Source organism: Geodermatophilus sp. SYSU D00698 (assembly GCF_054050335.1).
The window spans coordinates 41021-60413 of the sequence record NZ_JBJGZD010000024.1; the positions used below are offsets into that span (position 1 = coordinate 41021).

At 75.7% G+C, this 19393-nt stretch carries 13 protein-coding genes; 5 read left to right on the plus strand and 8 right to left on the minus strand.

Features of this window, described 5'->3' with window-relative positions:
• Nucleotides 1-20 precede the first annotated feature (20 nt).
• The 5 genes from ACI8AB_RS19035 to ACI8AB_RS19055 all read left to right on the plus strand — a co-directional run bounded on the left by ACI8AB_RS19035 (nucleotide 21) and on the right by ACI8AB_RS19055 (nucleotide 5430).
• Entirely contained in the window at nucleotides 21-1514 is a 1494-nt protein-coding gene (locus tag ACI8AB_RS19035) for an amidohydrolase family protein (RefSeq protein ID WP_456951397.1), read from the plus strand.
• Nucleotides 1515-1565: 51 nt separating this feature from the next.
• Nucleotides 1566-2384 carry an IclR family transcriptional regulator domain-containing protein gene (locus ACI8AB_RS19040; protein ID WP_456902027.1) on the plus strand — a complete coding sequence of 273 codons (819 nt, stop codon included), beginning with the start codon at nucleotides 1566-1568 and terminating at the stop codon, nucleotides 2382-2384.
• 59 nt (nucleotides 2385-2443) lie between these two features.
• Nucleotides 2444-3013 (plus strand): hypothetical protein, encoded by a 570-nt coding sequence (locus ACI8AB_RS19045; protein WP_456951398.1) that lies wholly within the window; start codon nucleotides 2444-2446, stop codon nucleotides 3011-3013.
• Nucleotides 3014-3076: 63 nt separating this feature from the next.
• Nucleotides 3077-3679 (plus strand): TetR family transcriptional regulator, encoded by a 603-nt coding sequence (locus tag ACI8AB_RS19050; RefSeq protein ID WP_456951399.1) that lies wholly within the window; start codon nucleotides 3077-3079, stop codon nucleotides 3677-3679.
• 71 nt (nucleotides 3680-3750) lie between these two features.
• Complete coding sequence (locus ACI8AB_RS19055) at nucleotides 3751-5430, plus strand: MDR family MFS transporter (protein ID WP_456951400.1); 1680 nt, start codon at nucleotides 3751-3753, stop codon at nucleotides 5428-5430.
• A 75-nt stretch (nucleotides 5431-5505) separates the two neighbouring features.
• Here ACI8AB_RS19055 and ACI8AB_RS19060 read toward each other — a convergent pair whose 3' ends face one another.
• From ACI8AB_RS19060 to ACI8AB_RS19095, 8 genes are read right to left on the minus strand one after another with little or no spacing between them, the layout of a single operon-like run.
• Nucleotides 5506-7743 (minus strand): glycoside hydrolase family 3 C-terminal domain-containing protein, encoded by a 2238-nt coding sequence (locus ACI8AB_RS19060; RefSeq protein ID WP_456951401.1) that lies wholly within the window; start codon nucleotides 7741-7743, stop codon nucleotides 5506-5508.
• Nucleotides 7740-9212, minus strand: a complete 1473-nt coding sequence (locus tag ACI8AB_RS19065; RefSeq protein ID WP_456951402.1) for a family 43 glycosylhydrolase — start codon at nucleotides 9210-9212, stop codon at nucleotides 7740-7742. Before ACI8AB_RS19065 ends, ACI8AB_RS19060 begins: the two co-directional genes overlap by 4 nt.
• Nucleotides 9209-11836 carry a family 78 glycoside hydrolase catalytic domain gene (locus tag ACI8AB_RS19070; RefSeq protein WP_456951403.1) on the minus strand — a complete coding sequence of 876 codons (2628 nt, stop codon included), beginning with the start codon at nucleotides 11834-11836 and terminating at the stop codon, nucleotides 9209-9211. The genes ACI8AB_RS19065 and ACI8AB_RS19070 overlap by 4 nt, the downstream gene beginning before the upstream one ends.
• Nucleotides 11833-12774, minus strand: coding sequence for an alpha/beta hydrolase fold domain-containing protein (locus ACI8AB_RS19075; protein ID WP_456951404.1), 942 nt, complete (start codon nucleotides 12772-12774; stop codon nucleotides 11833-11835). The genes ACI8AB_RS19070 and ACI8AB_RS19075 overlap by 4 nt, the downstream gene beginning before the upstream one ends.
• The gene (locus ACI8AB_RS19080) at nucleotides 12771-15416 is read right to left on the minus strand and encodes a family 78 glycoside hydrolase catalytic domain (protein WP_456951405.1); all 2646 of its coding nucleotides are present in this window, start codon (nucleotides 15414-15416) and stop codon (nucleotides 12771-12773) included. The genes ACI8AB_RS19075 and ACI8AB_RS19080 overlap by 4 nt, the downstream gene beginning before the upstream one ends.
• A complete protein-coding gene (locus ACI8AB_RS19085) occupies nucleotides 15413-16429 on the minus strand; it encodes an ABC transporter ATP-binding protein (protein WP_456951406.1) in 1017 nt (338 codons plus the stop codon). Before ACI8AB_RS19085 ends, ACI8AB_RS19080 begins: the two co-directional genes overlap by 4 nt.
• Nucleotides 16426-18435: a dipeptide/oligopeptide/nickel ABC transporter permease/ATP-binding protein gene (locus ACI8AB_RS19090; RefSeq protein WP_456951407.1), complete on the minus strand. Its 2010-nt coding sequence runs from the start codon at nucleotides 18433-18435 to the stop codon at nucleotides 16426-16428. The genes ACI8AB_RS19085 and ACI8AB_RS19090 overlap by 4 nt, the downstream gene beginning before the upstream one ends.
• Nucleotides 18432-19373, minus strand: coding sequence for an ABC transporter permease (locus ACI8AB_RS19095; protein ID WP_456951408.1), 942 nt, complete (start codon nucleotides 19371-19373; stop codon nucleotides 18432-18434). Before ACI8AB_RS19095 ends, ACI8AB_RS19090 begins: the two co-directional genes overlap by 4 nt.
• Between the last annotated feature and the right edge of the window lie 20 nt (nucleotides 19374-19393).

Here is a 19393-nt window from a genome sequence, read left to right on the forward strand (position 1 = left end):
CGACGTCCGAGGAGAGCACGATGACCGAGCCCCAGACCCCGGCGCCGCAGGCCGGTCGCCCCGTCGTGTTCCGCGGCGGCACGGTGCTGACGATGGACGACGCCGGCACGGTGCTGCGCGACGCCGACGTCCTCGTCGTCGGCGACCGGATCGCGGCCGTGGGCCCGGCGCTGGAGGCGCCCGAGGGCGCCCAGGAGGTCGACGCCACCGACGGGATCGTGATGCCGGGGATGGTCGACACCCACCGGCACATGTGGCAGACGGCGATGCGCGGCTACGGCGCCGACTGGTCCCTCACCCAGTACTTCGTCTGGTACTACCTCGAGCACGGCCGCCGCTTCCGCCCCGAGGACGTCGCCGCGGGCAACCGGCTGGCCGCGCTCGAGGCACTCGAGGCCGGGGTCACCACCGTCGTCGACTGGTCGCACGGGCTGCGGACGGTCGACCACGCCGAGGCCGCCGTCGACGCGCTGCAGTCGGTGCCCGGCCGGTACGTGCTCGCCTACGGCAACATCCAGGCCGCGCCGTGGGAGTGGACCGCCGACAAGGCCGTGCAGGCGTTCCTCGAGCGCCGCCGCACCGGCGCCGGCGACCTGCTCGGCTTCCAGCTCGCCTTCGACGTCACCGGCGACCCGGCGTTCCCGGAGAAGGCCGCGTTCGAGGTGGCCCGCGAGCTCGGCCTGCCGGTGACCACGCACGCCGGCGTCTGGGGCGCCACCAACGACGACGGCATCCGGCTCATGCACGAGCACGGCTTCGCGACGCCGGAGACGGTGTACGTGCACGCCGCGTCCCTCTCCCCCGACAGCTACCACCGCATCGCCGCCACCGGCGGGTCGGTCTCGGTGTCGACGGAGTCCGAGCAGAGCGCCGGCCAGGGCTACCCGCCCACCTGGCAGGTGCGCGCCCACGGCATCCCCGTCTCGCTGTCGATGGACACCAGCGTGTGGTGGAGCGGTGACCTGTTCTCGGCGATGCGCGCCACGCTGGGCGCCGACCGCTCGCGCGAGCACTTCGAGGCCCACCTCAAGGGCGACACGGTGACCCAGCTGGCGCTGCGCGCGCAGCACGTCGTCTCCTGGGCCACCCGCGGCGGGGCGGCGGCACTGGGCCGCGACGACCTCGGCCGGCTCACCCCCGGCGCGAAGGCCGACGTCGTGCTGATCAAGAACGACGCCTCGCCGGTGTCCTTCCCCCTGCTCAACCCGTACGGCCACGTCGCGTTCCAGGCGCAGCGGGGCGACGTGCACACCGTGCTCGTCGACGGACGGGTCGTGAAGTCGCAGCACCGGCTGGTCGGCGTCGACCTGGCCGCGGTCCGGCGCGAGGTCGAGGCCACCGTCGAGCACCTGCGCGCCGACATGGGCGAGGACGTCTGGCAGGTGGGCATGGACCCGGAGCTCCCGTCGGCCGAGGTCCTGGACAACCCGTACCAGTACACCGACTACCGCTCCGAGACCACGCACGCAGCCCGGGAGGAGGCCTTCGAGCGCCACCTCTCCTGGGAACGGTGACGACCCGGCCCGGGTACGTGGGATCCCGATCCCGGAGGAGGGGGTGCGGTCGTGGCCGGACGCGGTGAGGGGCCGGACTTCGTCGAGGCGCTGGCGCGCGGGCTCGACGTGCTCACCTGCTTCGGCGCCGACCGGCCGGCCATGACGCTGTCGGAGGTGGCGGCCGCCGCGGGGCTGGCCCGGCCGACCGCGCGGCGGCTGCTGCTCACGCTCGAGGAGCTGGGCTTCGTGCGGTCGGCCGGTGGGACGTTCTCGCTGACCCCGCGGGTGCTGTCGCTCGGGATGGCCTACGTCGGCGCGCTCGGCCTGTGGGACCTCGCCCGGCCGCACATGGAGGCGCTGGTCGCACGGACCGGCGAGTCGTCGTCGATGGCGCAGCTCGACGGGTCCGACATCGTCTACGTGGCCCGGGTGTCGGTGCCCAAGCTGATCACCCTGCGGGTCGAGATCGGCACGCGGTTCCCCGCCCTCCAGACCTCGCAGGGCAAGGTGCTGCTCGCCGCCCTGCCGCCCGACCGGCTCGAGGCCACCCTCGCCGAGCCCAGCCGCTCGGGGCTGCCGCCCTACATCGGGCGCACGGCCGAGCAGCTGGGCGAGGAGCTGACCGAGGTGCGCGCCCGCGGCTGGGCACTGGCCGACGAGGAGCTCGCGCCCGGGGTGCGGTCGGTCGCCGTCCCGGTGCGCGACGGCACCGGCGCGGTGCGCGCGGCGATGAACGTGACCGTGCACGCCGCCGAGACCTCGACCGAGCGGCTGCTGGCCGAGCACCTGCCCGCGCTGCTGCGCACCGCCGGCGAGGTGAGCGCGGACTGGGCGCGCTGGCAGTCGCGCCCGCACGTGGAGGTGGACCGCTCGCGCTCTGTCGGGTGAGACGCGGCCGGATGGGACGCGGCCGGATGAGGGGCGACCGGATGGGTAGTCCCCGTCCCATGAGCGGGAAGTCGGCGGAGGACTACGAGAAGGACTACACCGACCCGGAGCTGCGCGAGCGGCTCAAGGAGGAGATCAAGGCCGGGGACCGGGGCGGGCGACCCGGCCAGTGGAGCGCCCGCAAGAGCCAGCTGCTCGCCTCCGAGTACGAGGAGGCCGGCGGCGGCTACCGGCACGAGGGCGAGCGCAGCGCGTCGCAGCGGCACCTGCAGGAGTGGACCCGGCAGGACTGGCACACCGCCGACGGCGACGACCGCGCCCGCGGTAACGGCGGGACGAAGCGGTACCTGCCCGACGCCGCCTGGGAGCTGCTGTCCGAGGAGGAGGAGCACGCCACCGACGCACGCAAGCGCGGCTCCGACGAGCAGCACGTGGCGAACACCGACGCCGCGAAGGAGGCCCGGAGGGCCGCCGAGCTGGTCGACGCGAAGGCGACCGAGGCCCGCGAGAAGGTGGCGGAGATGCACGGCGACTCCCAGCTCGACCGCGCCGAGCGGGCCGAGCGCGACCTCGGCAGGGGCCGCAGGACGGTGCTGGAGGCGATCGAGCGGCAGCGCGACCGCGACTGAGCGACACGCCGTACAGTCCGCGCAAGCTTGCACGAACTGCACGTTTCGCGGGATCATGTCCGGGTGACCTCCGGCCTGCGCGAGCGCAAGAAGCTCGCCACCCGCTCGGCGCTGCACGCCGCCGCGCTGCACCTGGTCGCCGAGCGCGGGCTCGACGCCGTCTCCGTCGACGACGTCGCCGAGCGCGCCGGGGTCAGCCCGCGGACGTTCTTCAACTACTTCCCCACCAAGGACGACGCCGTCCTGGGCCTGGACCCCGCCGACTCCGCGCTCGTCGTCGAGCGGTTCACGGCGCGCCCGGCCGGCGAGGACCCGGTCACCGCGCTGCGCGCCGTGCAGGCCGGGCAGGCCGCCGCGATGGCCGAGGAGCCCGAGGGCGTGTGGCCGCTGCGGCTGCGCGTCATCGACGAGCACCCCGTCCTGCTGGCCCGCCTGCACGCCGCCTTCGGCGCCTCCGAGCGGGCACTGGCCGACGCCGTCGCCGCCCGCACCGGCACCCGGGTCGGCGTCGACGCCTACCCCACCCTGCTGGCCGCCGTCGCCGGGGTCGCCCTGCGCACCGCGCTGCACCGCTGGCTGGCCGCCGACTTCACCGTGCCGCTGCCCCGCCTCGTCGACGAGGCCTGGGACGCGCTCGCCGCCGGGCTGCCCGCCCCGCGCCCCTGATCCCCCCGAGCGGCCGGCGCCGTCCGCTCGCCCCCTCGGTGCCGCGCGCCCGCGGCACCGTCGCACGACCCGTGGAGAACGACGTGAACCCGCCGCCCGACGGCACCGCCCCGCCCATCGTCCTGACCCGCCGCCGCATCAACCTGATCTTCTCGGCGCTGCTCGCCGGGATGCTCGTCGCCGCCCTCGACCAGACGATCGTCTCGACGTCGATGCCGACCATCGTCGGCGAGCTCGGCGGCGTCTCGCACATGGCGTGGGTGACCACCGCCTACCTGCTGGCCACCACCCTGGTCATGCCCGTGTACGGCAAGTTCGGCGACCTGTGGGGCCGGCGCACGCTGTTCCTCGTCGCGATCGGCCTGTTCACCGTCGCCAGCATCGGCGCCGCGCTCGCGCCCGACTTCACCTGGTTCGTCGTCTGGCGCGGGGTCCAGGGCCTCGGCGGCGGCGGGCTGATGATCCTGTCGCAGGCGATCATCGCCGACATCGTCCCGGCCCGGGAGCGCGCGAGGTACATGGGCCCGATCGGCGCCCTGTTCGGCCTGTCGGCCGTCGCCGGGCCGCTCGTCGGCGGCTTCTTCACCGACACCGCGGCCCTGGGCTGGGAGTGGTCCTTCTGGATCAACGTGCCGGTCGGCGTGGGCGCCTTCCTCATCGGCTGGTTCGCGCTGTCGCTGCCGCGCCGGCGCAGCACCACCCCGCTCGACGTCGCCGGGATCGTCGCGCTGTCGGCGACCACGACGTCGCTGGTGCTCTTCACCGACCTCGGCGGCAGCGACGGCTGGACCGACCCGTGGACGCTGGCGCTGGCCGCGGCCTTCGTCGTCTGCGCGGTCGCGTTCGTGCTCGTCGAGCGGCGCGCGGTCGAGCCGATCGTGCCGCTGTCGCTCTTCCGCAACCCGACCTTCGTCGTCGCCACCGCGATGGGCATGGCCGTGGGCCTCGGCATGTTCTCCGCGATCGCGTTCATGCCGACGTTCCTGCAGATGAGCTCCGGGCTGTCGGCCGCGAACTCCGGGCTGCTCATGCTGCCGATGACCGCGGGGATCATCCTCACGATCCAGAGCTCGGCGGCGGTCATCCTGCGCACCGGCCGCTACAAGCGGTTCACCACCGCCGGCGTCGCGGTCATCCTCGCCACGATGGTCTGGATGACCACGCTGGCCGGGGACACGTCGCTGTGGACGATCGGCGCGATGTTCCTCGCGCTCGGCTGCGGCCTCGGGCTGATCATGCAGAACGTCGTCCTGGCCGCCCAGAACGCCGTCCCGGCCACCCAGATCGGCACCGCCACCTCGACGAACAACTACTTCCGCGAGGTGGGCGCCACCCTCGGCGTCGCCGTGTTCGGGACGCTGTTCACCAGCCGGCTGGCCGAGAACCTCACCGGCGCGCTGACCGGCAACGCCGAGCAGGCGGCCGCCGCGGGCATCACCTCACCGGACACCCTCGTGCCGTCGGCGGTCGACGCGGCCGGCGACCCGCTGCGGACGGCGATCGTCGACGCCTACGCGGACTCGCTCGCGCCGGTGTTCTGGTACCTGGTGCCGATCCTCGCCGTCGCCCTGCTGCTGTCCTTCGTGCTCAGGGAGATCCCGCTCGCCGAGCACGCCGGCATGGTGGCCCGCGGCGAGGCGGTGGAGTCCGAGGAGGAGCTCGCGACCCTGCTGCGGTCCGGCGCGCAGGCCGCCGTCCCGGCGCCCGGGCCGACGCTGCAGAAGCGGGACGACGACGCGCTGCCCGTCTGACCGTGCCGGGGCGGCACCCCGGCGAGCGCTGTACCCCGGTGGCCCGGGACCCGCGCGGTCCCGGGCCACCGGCGTTCAGCGGGCGGAGCGGGCGGCGGCGGTCTCGGCCATCAGCCGGTCGAGCAGGTCCCGCGGCAGGGCGGCGCCGAAGTCGGTGGCGAACCGGCGCATCGGCATCGAGCCGATCATCTGCAGCACCACCGCCTGATCGGCGGGGGAGGCGGCGTCGGCGGGCATGGTCGCGGTGAGCGCCTCCACCAGCGCCGGGCCGGCGGCCGGGTGGGTGAACCACTCGGCGACCGAGGAGTCCATCGTCAGCACCCGCACCAGGTCGTCCCCGGCCAGGGTCACGGTCTCCGCGGCGAGCACGGTCTCCGCGTCGTCGCAGACCTGCACCGCGTACTCCCCCGGCGCCACCACCCAGCCGGACTCGACGACGTCCCAGTAGGCGAACGCCCGCCGGCCGAGCTCCAGCACCACCTCGCGGCTCTCCCCCGGCCCGAGCGCCACCTTGGTGAACGCCCGCAGCTCCCGCAGCGGGCGGCGCACCGGCCCGGCCGTCGTCGACACGTACACCTGGACGACGTGCCCGCCGGCCCGGTCGCCGGTGTTGGTCACCGTCACCGAGACGGTGGCGGTGTCGGCGCCGGTGAGCTCGACCCGCAGGTCCGACGTCGCGAACGCCGTGTACGAGAGCCCGTGCCCGAACGGGTACCGCACCGCCCGGCCCTGCGTGACCAGCCCGCGGTAGCCGACCAGCACGCCCTCGCCGTAGACGACCCGCCCCTGCTCGCCGGGGAAGGAGAGGGAGCTCGGGGAGTCCTCCAGCCGCAGCGGGACGGTCTCGGCCAGCCGGCCCGACGGGTTCGCGACGCCGTAGAGCAGGTCGGCCAGCGCGCCGCCGCCGGCCTGCCCGAGCAGCGCGCCGTCGAGGACCGCGTCGACGTCGTCGTGCCAGCCCTCCAGCGACACCACCCCGCCGTGGGACAGGACGACGACCGTGCGCGGCGCCGCGGCGGCCACCGCGCGGACCAGCTCGACCTGGGCGGCGGGGAGGTCGATCGTCGTCCGGTCGAAGCCCTCGGACTCGTCGGCGTCGGCCAGGCCGAGGAAGACCACGGCGACCTCGGCGTCGCGGGCCAGCGCCACGGCCTCCTCCCGGAGCGCCGCGGCGTCGTCGCCAGGACCGTCGGAGGCGGAGCCGGGCGCGAACGGGAGCTCCCGGCCGGCCAGCTCCCGCATCGCGTCGAGCGCGGACTCGACCCGCGTGGCGGTGACGTTCGAGCTGCCGCCGCCCTGGAAGCGCGGGGTGCGGGCGAACTCCCCGACGACGGCCACGCGGGTGCCCGGGGACAGCGGCAGGGTGCCCCGCTCGTTGCGCAGCAGCACCGCGCACTCCGCCGCCAGCTCGCGCGCCAGCGCGCAGTGCGCCTCGGCGTCGACCTCCCCGGCGGGCCCGCCGGCGTACCGGGCGAGGGCGGCCACCCGGGCGGCGCTCGCGTCGACGTACGCCTCGTCGAGCTCCCCGGCCCGCACCGCCTCGACCACCCGCCGGTTGCCGGCGCCGCGGTCGCCGGGCATCTGCAGGTCCAGCCCGGCGGCGAGCGCGGCGGCGCGGTCGTCGACGGCTCCCCAGTCGGAGACGACGACGCCGTCGAAGCCCCACTGCTCGCGCAGCACCTCGGTGAGCAGCCACCGGTTCTGCGACGCGTAGACGCCGTTGACCTTGTTGTAGGCGCACATGACCGTGGCCGGCGCCGCCTCGGTGACCACCCGCTCGAAGGCCGGCAGGTAGATCTCGCGCAGGGTCCGCTCGTCGACCTCGGCGCTGATCCGCATGCGCTCGGTCTCCTGGTTGTTGGCCGCGAAGTGCTTGACCGAGGCGCCCGCGCCGGCGGCCTGCTGCCCGCGCACGTGCGCCGCACCGAGGACGCCGGACAGCAGCGGGTCCTCCGAGTAGTACTCGAAGTTCCGCCCGCCCAGCGGGGACCGCTTGATGTTCACGCCCGGCCCGAGCACCACGTGCACCCCGAGCGCCCGGGCCTCCCGGCCGATCGCCGCGCCGATCCGCTCGGCGACCGCCGGGTCCCAGCTGTTGCCCACCGCCACCGCGGGCGGGAAGCAGGTGGCCGGCAGGTTGCGGGTGATGCCGGGCCCGCCGAAGTCGCCCTCCTGGCGGCGGACGCCGTGCGGGCCGTCGGTGAGGACGAGCGAGGGCAGCCCCGCCTCCTCGACCGGCGGGGTGGACCAGAAGTCCTGACCGGAGAGCAGGGCCGCCCTCCGCTCGAGGGGCAGGCCGTCGAGGTCGGTCACGGGAGCTCCTGCGGGTCGTCGGCGCCGGCGTACGCGAACGAGCGCACCACGAGCGAGCCGCGGGCGCACCAGACGCCGCCCAGCCGGCCGGTCATCCCGCCGGCGACCTCGGTGGACAGGTAGCGCCCGTCCAGCCGGCCGAGCTCGGCGAAGCCGCCGGGCCCGACGACGCCCGCGACGACGACGTCCGGGCCGAGCGTGGTCGAGGAGAAGTGGCCGGTGGCGGGCTCGGTGCGGATCTCCAGCACCGCCTCCGGACCCGCGGCCGCCTCGCCCAGGACCGAGCGCAGCGGCCCCACCTGCGCCACCGCCCGCACCCGGTCGCCGGCGACCTCGACGTCGAGGTGGTGCCGGGCGTCGATCCGCACCGTCAGCCCGCCGACGCCGTCCACCCGCACCGCCGCGCGGAACCGGGCGTGCAGGTGCTCCTGCCGCCGGCCCACGAAGGCGAGGTCCTCCGACGCCGGGTCCGGGTCGGCCGCGGTCAGCCGCCGGCCGCCCTCGACCCGGCTCAGCAGCTCCCCGGGGAACCGCCGGGGCGCGACCCAGACGGGGCCGCCGAGGTCCTCCTCGACGGCGACCGCGCCGCCCGGCGGGGACAGCCACTCCCCCAGCCGCGGCCAGCCGTCGGCCCACTCCACCTCGGCGGCGAACGTCTCGCGGCCGAGGACGTGGAACTCCGGGCTGGTGCCGCGGGGCCGCACGCCGTGGAAGACGACCGCCCAGCTCCCGTCGGACCGCTGCACCAGGTCGGCGTGGCCGGTGTTCTGCACCGGTGACTCGACGCCGCGGTGGGTGAGCAGCGGGTTGTGCGGGCAGGGCTCCCACGGCCCGGACGGCGAGGGACCGCGGGCGGTGGTCACCGCGTGCCCGCGCTCGGTGCCGCCCTCGGCGATCAGCAGGTACCAGAGGTCGCCGACCCGGTACAGGTGCGGCCCCTCCGGGAACCTCCCGCCGGTGCCCTGCCACAGCCGCCGCCGCGCGGTGAGCGCGGCACCGGTGGCCGGGTCGACCGCCTGCTGCACCAGGCCGGCCGGGCCGCCGGCGCCGAAGCCGGCGTGGCTGACCAGCAGCGTGCCGTCGTCGTCCCAGGCCAGGTCGGGGTCGATGCCGCGCACCTCCGGCATCCGCACCGGCTCGGACCACTCCCCCAGCGGGTCCTCGGCGGTGACCAGGGTCTGCCACCCGCCGTCGGCGAGGTTGGTGGTGACCATCCAGAACCGGCCGTCGTGGAAGCGGATGGTCGGCGCGGTGATCCCGCCGGAACCCGGAGCGGCCGACACGTCGAGCTGGGACGGGCGGGCCAGCACGTGGCCCGCCTGCTCCCACGACACGAGGTCGGCCGAGCGGTACAGCGGGACGCCCGGGGCGTACTCGAAGGACGAGTGCACCATCCAGTACGTGTCCCCGACCCGGACGACGCTGGGGTCGGGGTGGAAGCCGGGGACGACGGGACGGGGGCCGCTCACGAGGAGGCGGACGGGTCGAAGAACGGCTTCGGCCGCTCGACCGGCCGCGGCTCCTCGATCGCGCAGCCGAGGGTGTGCCGGCCCGAGCCGACCGTCACCGGCGCGCTGCCGTCGGGCAGCACCACCTCGGCGGTCGTGTTCGGCGGCACGGTGACCTCGAGCGCGAACGCCGTCCCGCCGGTCAGCGTCCAGGACACCGCCGCGGTGCCGTACGGCGTCTCGTGGGTGGCCGCCGCCGAGGTGATGCCCGGGCCGGGGCGGGGCGCGAAGCGGATCCGCCGGTAGCCGGGCGCGGCCGGGGCGAGGCCCGCGACCGTGCGGTGCAGCCAGTCGGCGACCGCGCCGTAGGCGTAGTGGTTGAACGAGGTCATCTCGCCGGGGTTGATGCTGCCGTCGGGGAGCATCGAGTCCCAGCGCTCCCACACCGTCGTCGCGCCCATGGTCACCGGGTACAGCCACGACGGGCACTCCCGCTGCAGCAGCAGCTCGTACGCGGTCGCCACCTCGCCCACCTCGGTGAGCGCGTCGGTGACGAACGGCGTGCCGAGGAAGCCGCTGCCGATGTGGAAGCCGTCGTCGAGCACCTGGCGGGCGAGCAGCCGGCCGGCGTGCTCCCGCTGGTCCGGGGTGAGCAGGTCGCAGGCGATGGCGAGCGCGTACGCCGTCTGCGCCGGGTAGGCGACGCGGCCGTTCGGGCTGACGTACTCGGCACGGAAGCGCCCGGCCGCCCGCTCGGCCAGCGCGGTGAACCGGGTGCCGTCCTCCCCGAGCACCTCGGCCGCCTGCGCCACGATGCGCGCCGAGCGGGCCAGGTAGGCGGTGGCGACCAGCGGCCACGGCGTGCGGGCGGCGGCCGGGTTCTCCGGCGGCGCGGTGGGGTCGAGCCAGTCGCCGAGCATGAGCGGGACCCCGGCGAAGTCGAGCTCCTCCCCGGCCGCGCCCGCGAAGGCGTCGATCCAGGCGGTCATCGACGGCCACTGGTCGGCGAGCACCCCGGCGTCGCCGTGCCGCTCGTACAGGACCCACGGGACGACGACGGCGGCGTCGCCCCACCCGGCCTCGGCGCCGACGGGGAACGGCAGCAGCGGGACGAACGGCACGTACAGCGGGACGACGCCGCCGTGCTCCTCGAGCTGCTCGACGGCGAGGTCGGCCAGCCAGGAGCGCAGCATCCCGGCGGTGTCGTGGAGGAACGCCGCGGTCGGCGCGAACGCCTCGAGGTCGCCGGTCCAGCCCAGCCGCTCGTCGCGCTGCGGGCAGTCGGTGGGCAGGTCGACGAAGTTGCCGCGCATGCCCCACACGACGTTCTCGTGCAGCCGGGTGACGTCCGGGTCGGAGCAGGTGAACGTGCCGGTGGGCCGCATGTCGGTGTGCACGACGACGGCCTCGAGGTCCTCCGGCCGCAGCTCGCCCGGCCAGCCGGTCACCTCGGCGTAGCGGAAGCCGTGGAAGGTGAACCGCGGCTCCCACGTCCGCGGGCCGCGGCCGTCGAGGACGACCACGTCGGTGGCGTCCGCGCCGCGCAGCGGGCGGGTGCCGAGCTCGCCGTGCTCGAGCACCTCGGCGTGCCGGACGGTGACCTCCGTGCCGGCCGGGGCGTCGGGCAGGGCGAACCGGATGCGGCCGACGAGGTTCTGGCCGAAGTCGACGAGCGTCCTCCCCGACGGCGAGGTGGTGACCTCCCGGACCGGCAGCACCTGGGTGCGGCGCACCGGCGGGCCGGTCGGGGCGACCAGCGTCGCGACGTCCAGCGACCCGACCTCGACCGGCGTCCAGCCGGCGTCGTCGAAGCCCGGGGCGGACCAGCCGGGGAGCTCGCGGCGGAGGTCGGCCGTCTCGCCCTTGTAGATGTCGGCGCGGGTCTCGGCGCCGAGCGTCGAGCGCCAGGAGCCGTCGGTGGTCACGACCGTGCGCGACCCGTCCGGGTGCTCGACCTCCAGCTGGAGGAACGCGCCGGTGCGGTCGCCGTAGAGGTGCCGGCCGCCGGTGAAGCCGAGGTGGCCGCGGTACCAGCCGTCGGCGAGCGTGACGCCGAGCGCGTGCCGGCCCTCGGCGAGCAGCGCGGTGACGTCGTACGTCCGGTAGCGCAGCCGGTGCCGGTAGCTGGTCCAGCCCGGCGCCAGGACGTCGTCGCCGACGGTCGTGCCGTCGATCTCGGCCTCGTACAGCCCCCGCGCGGTGGCGTACAGCCGCGCCCGCGTCACCGGCTTCCCGAGGGTGAACTCGCGGCGCAGCAGTGCCACCGGCTCGCCGGTGCCGCCGGGCTCGGGCAGCACCGGCTCGACCAGCTCCGCCGTCCAGTCCGCCGGGTCGAGCAGGCCGGCCTCGACGGCGACCTCCTCGCTCCACGCCGACGGCTCGGCGTCGCCCTCACCCCAGACGCGGACCCGGACGACCCGTCGCCCGCGGCTGGTCAGCGGGGGCGCGCCCCACGGGACGAGCACCGAGTCGGCGGAGGGGACCCGTCCGGAGGACCAGTCGCCGATCTCCAGCTCGTAGGCGGCCTGCCGCCAGCCCGGCAGCTCGGTGAGGGTCACCCAGGACAGCCGCGGGGCGGTCTCGCCGATGCCGAGCGGCTCGCGGTGGTGCTCGGCGGTGACGGCGGCGACGGTCACGTCGCTCATCGGACCCGGTCCCCGAGCAGCGCGGTGCCCAGGTGGTGGGCGAGGTGGCGGACGGAGCGGTCGACGATCCCGTCGACGTCGTCGTGCCCGAGCCAGACGTGCCCGGCGCCCTCGACCGGCACCAGCTCCGACCGGGCCCCGGCGGCCTGCAGCGCCGCGTGCAGCCGCTCGCTCTGCGCGTAGGGGACGAGCCAGTCGGCGGTGCCGTGCAGGAGCAGGAACGGCGGCGCGTCCGCGGTCGCGTGGGTGACCGGGCTGGCGTCGGCGCGTGTGGCGTCCGTGAGGCCGGCGACCAGGTGCTCCTCCGGCGGTCCCCGCAGCTCCTCGGGCAGCAGCGCCGCGATCTGCGGCGGCGGTGCCTGCCGCGGCATGGTGGCGAGGTCGGAGACGCCGTACCAGTCGACGACGACGTCGACCGCGCTGGACTCCCCGACGACGCCGTGCGTGCCCTCGAGGTCGGGCCGGTGCCCGGTCAGGCCGAGCAGCGCCGCGACGTGCCCGCCCGCCGACTCGCCCCACGTGCCGATCCGGGTGGTGTCGACGCCCAGCTCGCCGGCGAACCGCCGCAGGTACCGGACGGCGGCCTTGGCGTCGTGCAGCAGCGCGGGGAACGGCGCCTCCAGCGCGTGCCGGTAGTCGACGGTGGCGACGGCGAGGCCGGCGTCGAGCAGCGCGTCGAAGATCTGGTTCTCGCGCAGCGTCTCGGGCAGGTAGCGGCGGTCGCCCATCATGAACGCGCCGCCGTGCACCCAGACGACCAGCGGCGCGGGCGCGGGGGTGTCGGGCACCCAGACGTCGAGCTGCAGCGGCCGGTAGCCGAAGGCGACGGCGTAGGTGACGCCGGAGAAGTGCCGGGCGCCGTCCTCGCGCCGGAGGGGCGGCGGCGGTGGCAGGAACCGGGCCGGGCCGGCCCACTCGGTCGTCTCGGTGGTGCTCATCGCGTCTCCTCTGCGGTGCTGGTGAACGTGTGCGTGCCGGGGCCGGCCGTCGTGGCGGTCCCGTCGGGCAGGACCACCTCGGCCTCGGTGCCCGCGGGCACCTGGACGGTCAGCGAGAACCGGTGGCCGTCGAGCCGCCAGGCCGACCCGATCCGGCCGTACGGCGACTCGTGCGCGGCCGCGGCGCGCGTGAGCCCGCCGCCGGGGCGGGGTCGGACGCGGAAGCGGCGGTACGCGGGCTCGACCGGCTCGATGCCCGCGGTGTACCGGTGCAGGAACGAGATCGCCGCGCCCTTGGAGTAGTGGTTGAGCGACTCGTGCGGGACGCCGTCGGCGTCGACGCCGTCCCACCGCTCCCACACCGTCGTCGAGCCGCGGTCGACCATGACCAGCCACCCGGGCTCGGTGTCCTGCAGCAGCAGCTCGTAGGCGACGTCGAGGTGCCCGGCGTCGGCGAGCACCGGCAGCAGGTGCGGGGTGGCGAGGAACCCGGTGCCCAGGTGGGTGCCGGCCTTGCGGACCAGCTCGACCAGCCGCTCGGCGACGGCCGGGCGCAGCCCGTCGGGCACCAGGCCGAAGGCGAGTGCACGCACGTGGTCGGCCTGGGTGTCGGAGACCAGCCGCCCGTCGTCGTCGAGGTACTCGGCCTGCCAGGCGGCGCGCACCCGCGCGGCGAGCCCGGCGTAGCGGGCGGCGTCGCCGTCCCGGCCGAGCACCGCGGCGATCCGGCCTGCCAGCTCCGCGCTGTGCGCGTACCAGGCGGTGGCGACGACGCCCTCGTCCGCGGCGACGAACGCGCCGAAGTCGCCGACCTCCTCGCCGGGGACCAGCCACTCGCCCCAGTGGAAGCCGGTGTCCCACAGCCACCGCTCGTGCGGCGCGGGCTCGGGCCGGCGGGCGGCGCGCTCGGGGTGACGCCGCTCGCGGGCCGCGCGCTCGGTGCGGTCCAGCCAGCGGACCACCGCCGGCCAGGTCTCCTCGAGCACGCGGGTGTCGCCGTAGGCGCGGTACAGCTCCCACGGCACGACCACGACCGCGTCGCCCCAGCCGGCCGAGCCGTTGAGGAACGACACCGGGCTGTCCCGGCCCTCGCCGCGCGGGCACGGGCTGACGTTGGCGACCGTCCCGTCGGGCCACTGGTCGGCGACGACGTCGCGCAGCCACTTCGTGGAGAACCCGGCGACGTCGTAGAGGAACGCCGCGGTCGGGACGTAGAGCTGCCAGTCGCCGGTCCAGCCGTGCCGCTCGCGGTGCGGGCAGTCGGTCGGGATGTCGCAGGCGTTGTCCCGGAAGCTCCACACGGCCGCCTCGTGGAACCGGTCGAGCCGCTCGTCGCTGGAGGAGAACCAGCCGGTGCGCCGCAGGTCGGTGTGCACGACGACGCCGCGGACGTCGTCGGGGGTGAGGTCGCGCGGGTGGCCCTCGACCCGCACGTAGCGGAAGCCGTGCGTGGTGCGGCGCGGCTCGAAGACCTCGCCGGGCACGCCCGCGGAGACGACGACGTCGACCTGGCCGGCGGGCAGCGGGTGCGGCAGGAACGGCAGGTCGGGCTCGAGGTTGGCCACCGTGACGTCGCCGTCGGGGGCGAGCCACTCGCCGTGGGTCAGCGTGAGCGTCGTCCCGGCCGGGCCGAGGTCGGTCAGCCGCACCCAGCCGTTGACGTTCTGCCCGAGGTCGACCACCTGGGCGCCGCCCGGCAGCCGGGTGACCGAGACGGGCACGAGCTCCTCCACCCGGCGCACCGGCGGGGCCGGCGAGTCCACGAGGCCGGCGAACCCGTGCTGCACCACGGTGACCGGGTCCCAGCGGGCGTCGTCGAAGCCGGGGTCGTCCCAGCCGCGGGGCAGGGCGCGCAGGTCCCAGCGCTCGCCGGCGACGAGGTCGGCGGCGAGGACGTGCCCGGTCGCGCTGCGCCAGTCCGGGCCGGTGCCGAGCACGGTGACCGTGCCGTCGTCGTGGGTCAGGTGCAGCTGGGCGAGGAACGCCGTCCGGTCGCCCCACTGGTCGGCGGACCGGGTGACGCCGGTCTGGCCGCGGAACCAGCCGTCGGCGAGGACGACGGCCAGCGCGTGCCGGCCCTCGCCCACCGGGCCGACGTCGTGCGTCTGCACCTGCAGCCGCTGGTCGTACTGGGTGTACCCGGGGGTGAGCTCGGCGTCGCCGATCCGGGCGCCGTCGAGGAACGCCTCGTAGAGCCCCTGCGCGGTGGCGTGCAGCCGGGCGGAGGCGACGGGCCGGTCGACGGGGAACTCCCACCGCAGCAGGGCGGCCGCCCGGTCCCCCGCCGGGCCGGCCGGGATGGTCCCCGGCTCGATCCACTCGACCTGCCAGTCGTGCGCCTCGAGCAGGCCCGTCTCGAACCACGCGGGCCCGGACACCGGGCTCTCGCCGAGGTCGGTGCGCACCCGCACCCGCCAGGTGACCCGCTGGGCGGAGCGCAGCGCCGGGCCGGGCCACGGGATGAGCACGTGCCGGTCGTCGTCGACCCAGCCGGAGTCCCAGCCGTCGTCGGTGGTGAGCCGGTACGCGTTCTGCGCGCGGGCGCCGCCGGGCAGCCGCCAGGACAGCCGCGGCGACGTCGTCCCGGTGCCGAGCGGCTCGTCGAGGTGCTCGACCCGGAGACCCGACGGTGCGGCCGTCACAGGACGGGGACGGACTCGGCGTGGTGGCAGGCGGCCTCCGTGCCCTCGACCAGCCGCAGCGGCGGGCGCTGCTCGACGCAGACGTCGCTGGCCAGCGGGCAGCGCGGCACGAAGGGGCAGCCGGTGGCCGCGGGCTGCGCCGCGCCGGCGGTCCCGAACCCGGCGGCCTCGCGGGCGGCGCGGCGGGCGGCCTGCTCGGCCGGGCGCGGCACGGGCGCGGCGGCGGTCAGCGCCACCGTGTACGGGTGCCGCGGCGCCTGGCTGACCGCCTCGACCGGCCCGGTCTCCATGACCTGCCCGCGGTAGAGGACCACCGTCCGCTGGGCGAGGAACCGGACGACGCCGAGGTCGTGGGCGATGAAGAGGAACGCCAGGCCGTGCTGGTCGCGCAGGTCGGCGAGCAGGTTGAGCACCTGCGCCTGGGTGGACAGGTCCAGCGCGCTGACCGGCTCGTCGAGGACAACGACCTTCGGGTCGCAGACCAGCGCGCGGGCGATCGCGATGCGCTGGCGCTGACCACCGGAGAACTGCGACGGGTAGCGGTCGACGGCGTCGCCGGGCAGGCCCACCGACTCCAGCCCCTGCCGCGCCCGCGCCGTCGCCTCGGCGCCCGTCACGCCCATCAGCCGGAGCGGCTCGACCAGCGTCTGGCCGATGGTGCGCGCCGGGTTGAGCGAGGAGTACGGGTCCTGGAAGACCACGCGCAGGTCGGCGACCTGGCGGCTGCGCTGCTTGAGCGACATCCGGGTGACGTCCTGGCCGTTGACCCGGATCGTCCCGGACGTCGCCGGCTGCAGCCCGAGGACCGCCTTGCCGATCGTCGACTTGCCCGAACCGGACTCGCCGACCAGGCCGACGGTCTCGCCGGGGGCGATGTCGAGGCTGACCCGGTCGATGGCCGGCGGGGCCTGCCGCGCCCTGCGGCCGGAGCCGTAGCGGACGACGAGGTCGCGGATCTCCAGGGCGGGCGTGGTGGTGGCCGCGACGGGCGCGGTCCCGGCGGGGGCGGTCATGCGGGGACTCCGGCGGTCGGGGCGGGCTTCTGGACGGACGTTTCGTCGCCGGCGGACTCGGGCTGCCACACGGCGTGCTCGCGGGACAGCTCGTCGACGCGGACGCAGCGGACGGCTCCCTCGCCGTGCGCGGGCAGCACCGGGAACGGCACGGTGCACGCCTCCTCCGCGAACCGGCAGCGGGTGGCGAACCGGCAGCCGGTCGGCCAGGAGCCCGGCGGCGGGACGGTGCCGGCGATGGAGGCCAGCCGCTGGGGCACCGGCTCGCCCTCGGGCACGTGCGGGTTCGCCCCGAGCAGCGCCATCGTGTACGGGTGCGCCGGCCCGTCCAGCACGGCCGCGGCGGTGCCGGACTCGACGACCTCGCCGGCGTACATGACGGCGACGGTGTCGCAGATGTCGGCGACGACGCCGAGGTCGTGGCTGACGACGACGACCGACAGGCCGGTGTCGCGCACCAGCGCCCGCAGCAGCGACAGGATCTCCGCCTGCACGGTGACGTCGAGGGCCGTCGTCGGCTCGTCGGCGATGAGCAGCCGCGGCTCGCCGGTGAGCGCGAGCGCGATGCAGACCCGCTGCGCCATGCCGCCCGAGAGCTGGTGCGGGTAGCTCCTGAGCACCCGCTCGGCGTCGACGATGCCGACGTCGCGCAGCAGCTCCGCGGCGATCCGCTTCGCCTGCCTCCGGTCGACCCGGCGGAACCGGCGGATGGGGCCGGTGAGCTGGGAGGCGATGGAGAACATCGGGTCCAGCGCGACCATCGGCTCCTGCGAGATCATCGCGATCTCCCGGCCGCGGACGCGGTTGAGCTCGGCCTCGGGCAGCCCGGCCAGCTCCCGGCCCTGCCAGCGGATCGAGCCGCCGGTGACCGAGACGCCGTCGGGCAACAGCCCCACGAGCGAGCGGGCGGTCATCGTCTTGCCGCAGCCGGACTCGCCGACCAGGCCGAGGACCTGCCCCTGCCGCAGGGAGAAGGAGACGCCGGTGACCAGGTCGGGGCCGTCGTCGACGGAGACGGTGAGGTCGCGGACGTCGAGCACCGCCTCCGCGTCGGCCGGGGCGGCGGGCACCGCGGTGGCCGCGGCCACGGCGCGGCGCAGCGGCCGGCGACGGCGGGCCGTGCGGGGGCCGGCGGCCCTCCCGGCGAGGGCGTCGGCGAGCTCGTTGGCCGCCACGACGGTGAGCGCCAGCACCAGGCCGGTGGGGACCATCAGCCACGGCGCGTTGTAGATGTAGCCCGAGGCGTCCTGGATCATGAAGCCCCAGCTGGGCTCCGGCTCCCCGGGCCCGAAGCCGAGGAACGCCAGGCCGGCGACGATCAGCAGGCCGATGCCGAACAGCTGCGCGGCCTGCACGGCGACCACCGTGGCCATGGACGGCAGCACGTGCACGAGGTTGACCCGCAGCGAGCCCAGGCCGTTGACGCGCGCGGCGTCGACGTACAGCCGCTGGCGCACCGACTGCGCCACACCGAGCAGCACCCGGTAGACGGCGGCGGAGATCAGCACGCCCATGATCGCCATGACCGGGTACAGCCGGTTGCCGATCACCCCGATGACGGCGAGCAGCAGGATCGTCGCCGGCAGGGCGAGGAACACCTCGGTCACCCGGCTGATCACCCGCTCGACCCGGCGCCCGCGCTCGGCGGCGACCAGGGCCAGCGGCAGGCCGATCCCGAACGCGACGACCAGCATCAGTGCCGAGGCGAGCAGCGGCAGTGCCCCGGCGGTGAAGATGCGGGAGAGCAGGTCCCGCCCCAGCGGGTCGGTGCCCAGCCAGTGCTCGGCCGAGGGCAGCGCCAGCCGGTTCGCGGTGTCCTGCTGCCCCGGCTCGAAGGGCCGCCACAGCGGGGCGGTGAGCGAGGCGACCACGACGAGGAGCAGCCAGGTGGCGCCGAAGACCCCGCCGGGGCGGCGCAGGAAGGACGGCAGGCCGCGGCGGCGGCGGGCCGGCGGGACCGGCTCGGTGGCGACCTCGTCGGCCGCGTCGAGGGGCAGCACGCTCATGCGGTACGCACCTTCGGGTCGAGCGCCGCGACCAGCAGGTCGAGCAGCAGGTTGATGACGACGACCACCGCCGTGGCGACGACCACCACCCCGACCAGCGCGGGGAAGTCGCTCGACGACGCGGCGGCCTGGCTGGCCTGGCCGAGACCGGGCAGCGCGAAGAGGTTCTCGATGATCACCGAGCCGCCGAACAGCGCGATGAACTGGATGCCGAGCGTGGAGACCACCGGCACGCTGGCGTAGCGCAGGGCGTGCACGTACCGGATCCGCCACGGCGGCGTCCCCATCGCCCGCAGGGTGCGGACGTGCTCCTGGGTCAGCGCCTCGCGCATGCCGGCGTCGGCGGTCCGGGCGACGATCGCCGCCCCACCGACGGTGAGCGTGAGCACCGGCAGCAGCAGGCTCTGGAACCAGGCGGCCGGGTCCGCGGAGAACTCGACGTAGCCGGTCGCCGGCAGCCAGCCCAGCTGCAGCGACAGGAGGTAGACGAGGAGGATCCCGACCCAGAACGCCGGCAGCGACAGGGCGACGCCGCTGCCGGTGGTGATCCCCTTGCCCAGACGGCCGCCGCGCACCGCGGCGGTCACGCCCAGCAGCACTCCCACGATCCCGGACAGCAGCGTGGCGAAGAAGGCGATGGAGGCGGTGACCGGCAGACGGTCGGCCAGGTCGGCGGCGACGTCCCGGCCGTCGACGAGCGAACTCCCCAGGTCGAGCCGGAACAGGGACCCGAGGTAGTCGAAGAACTGCACGTACAGCGGGCGGTTCCAGCCGAGCGCCTCGTTCTCCGCGGCCACGGCCTCCGGGGTGGCACCGGCACCGAGCCGGACCGCGCCGGGGGTGCTGTCGCTGGCGTGGACGAGCAGGAAGGTGATCAGCACCGCGGCCAGCAGGGTGCCGATCGCCAGGGCGAGTCGCCGGGCGACGTAGGCGAGCATCTGGGGTCCCTCGATGAGGA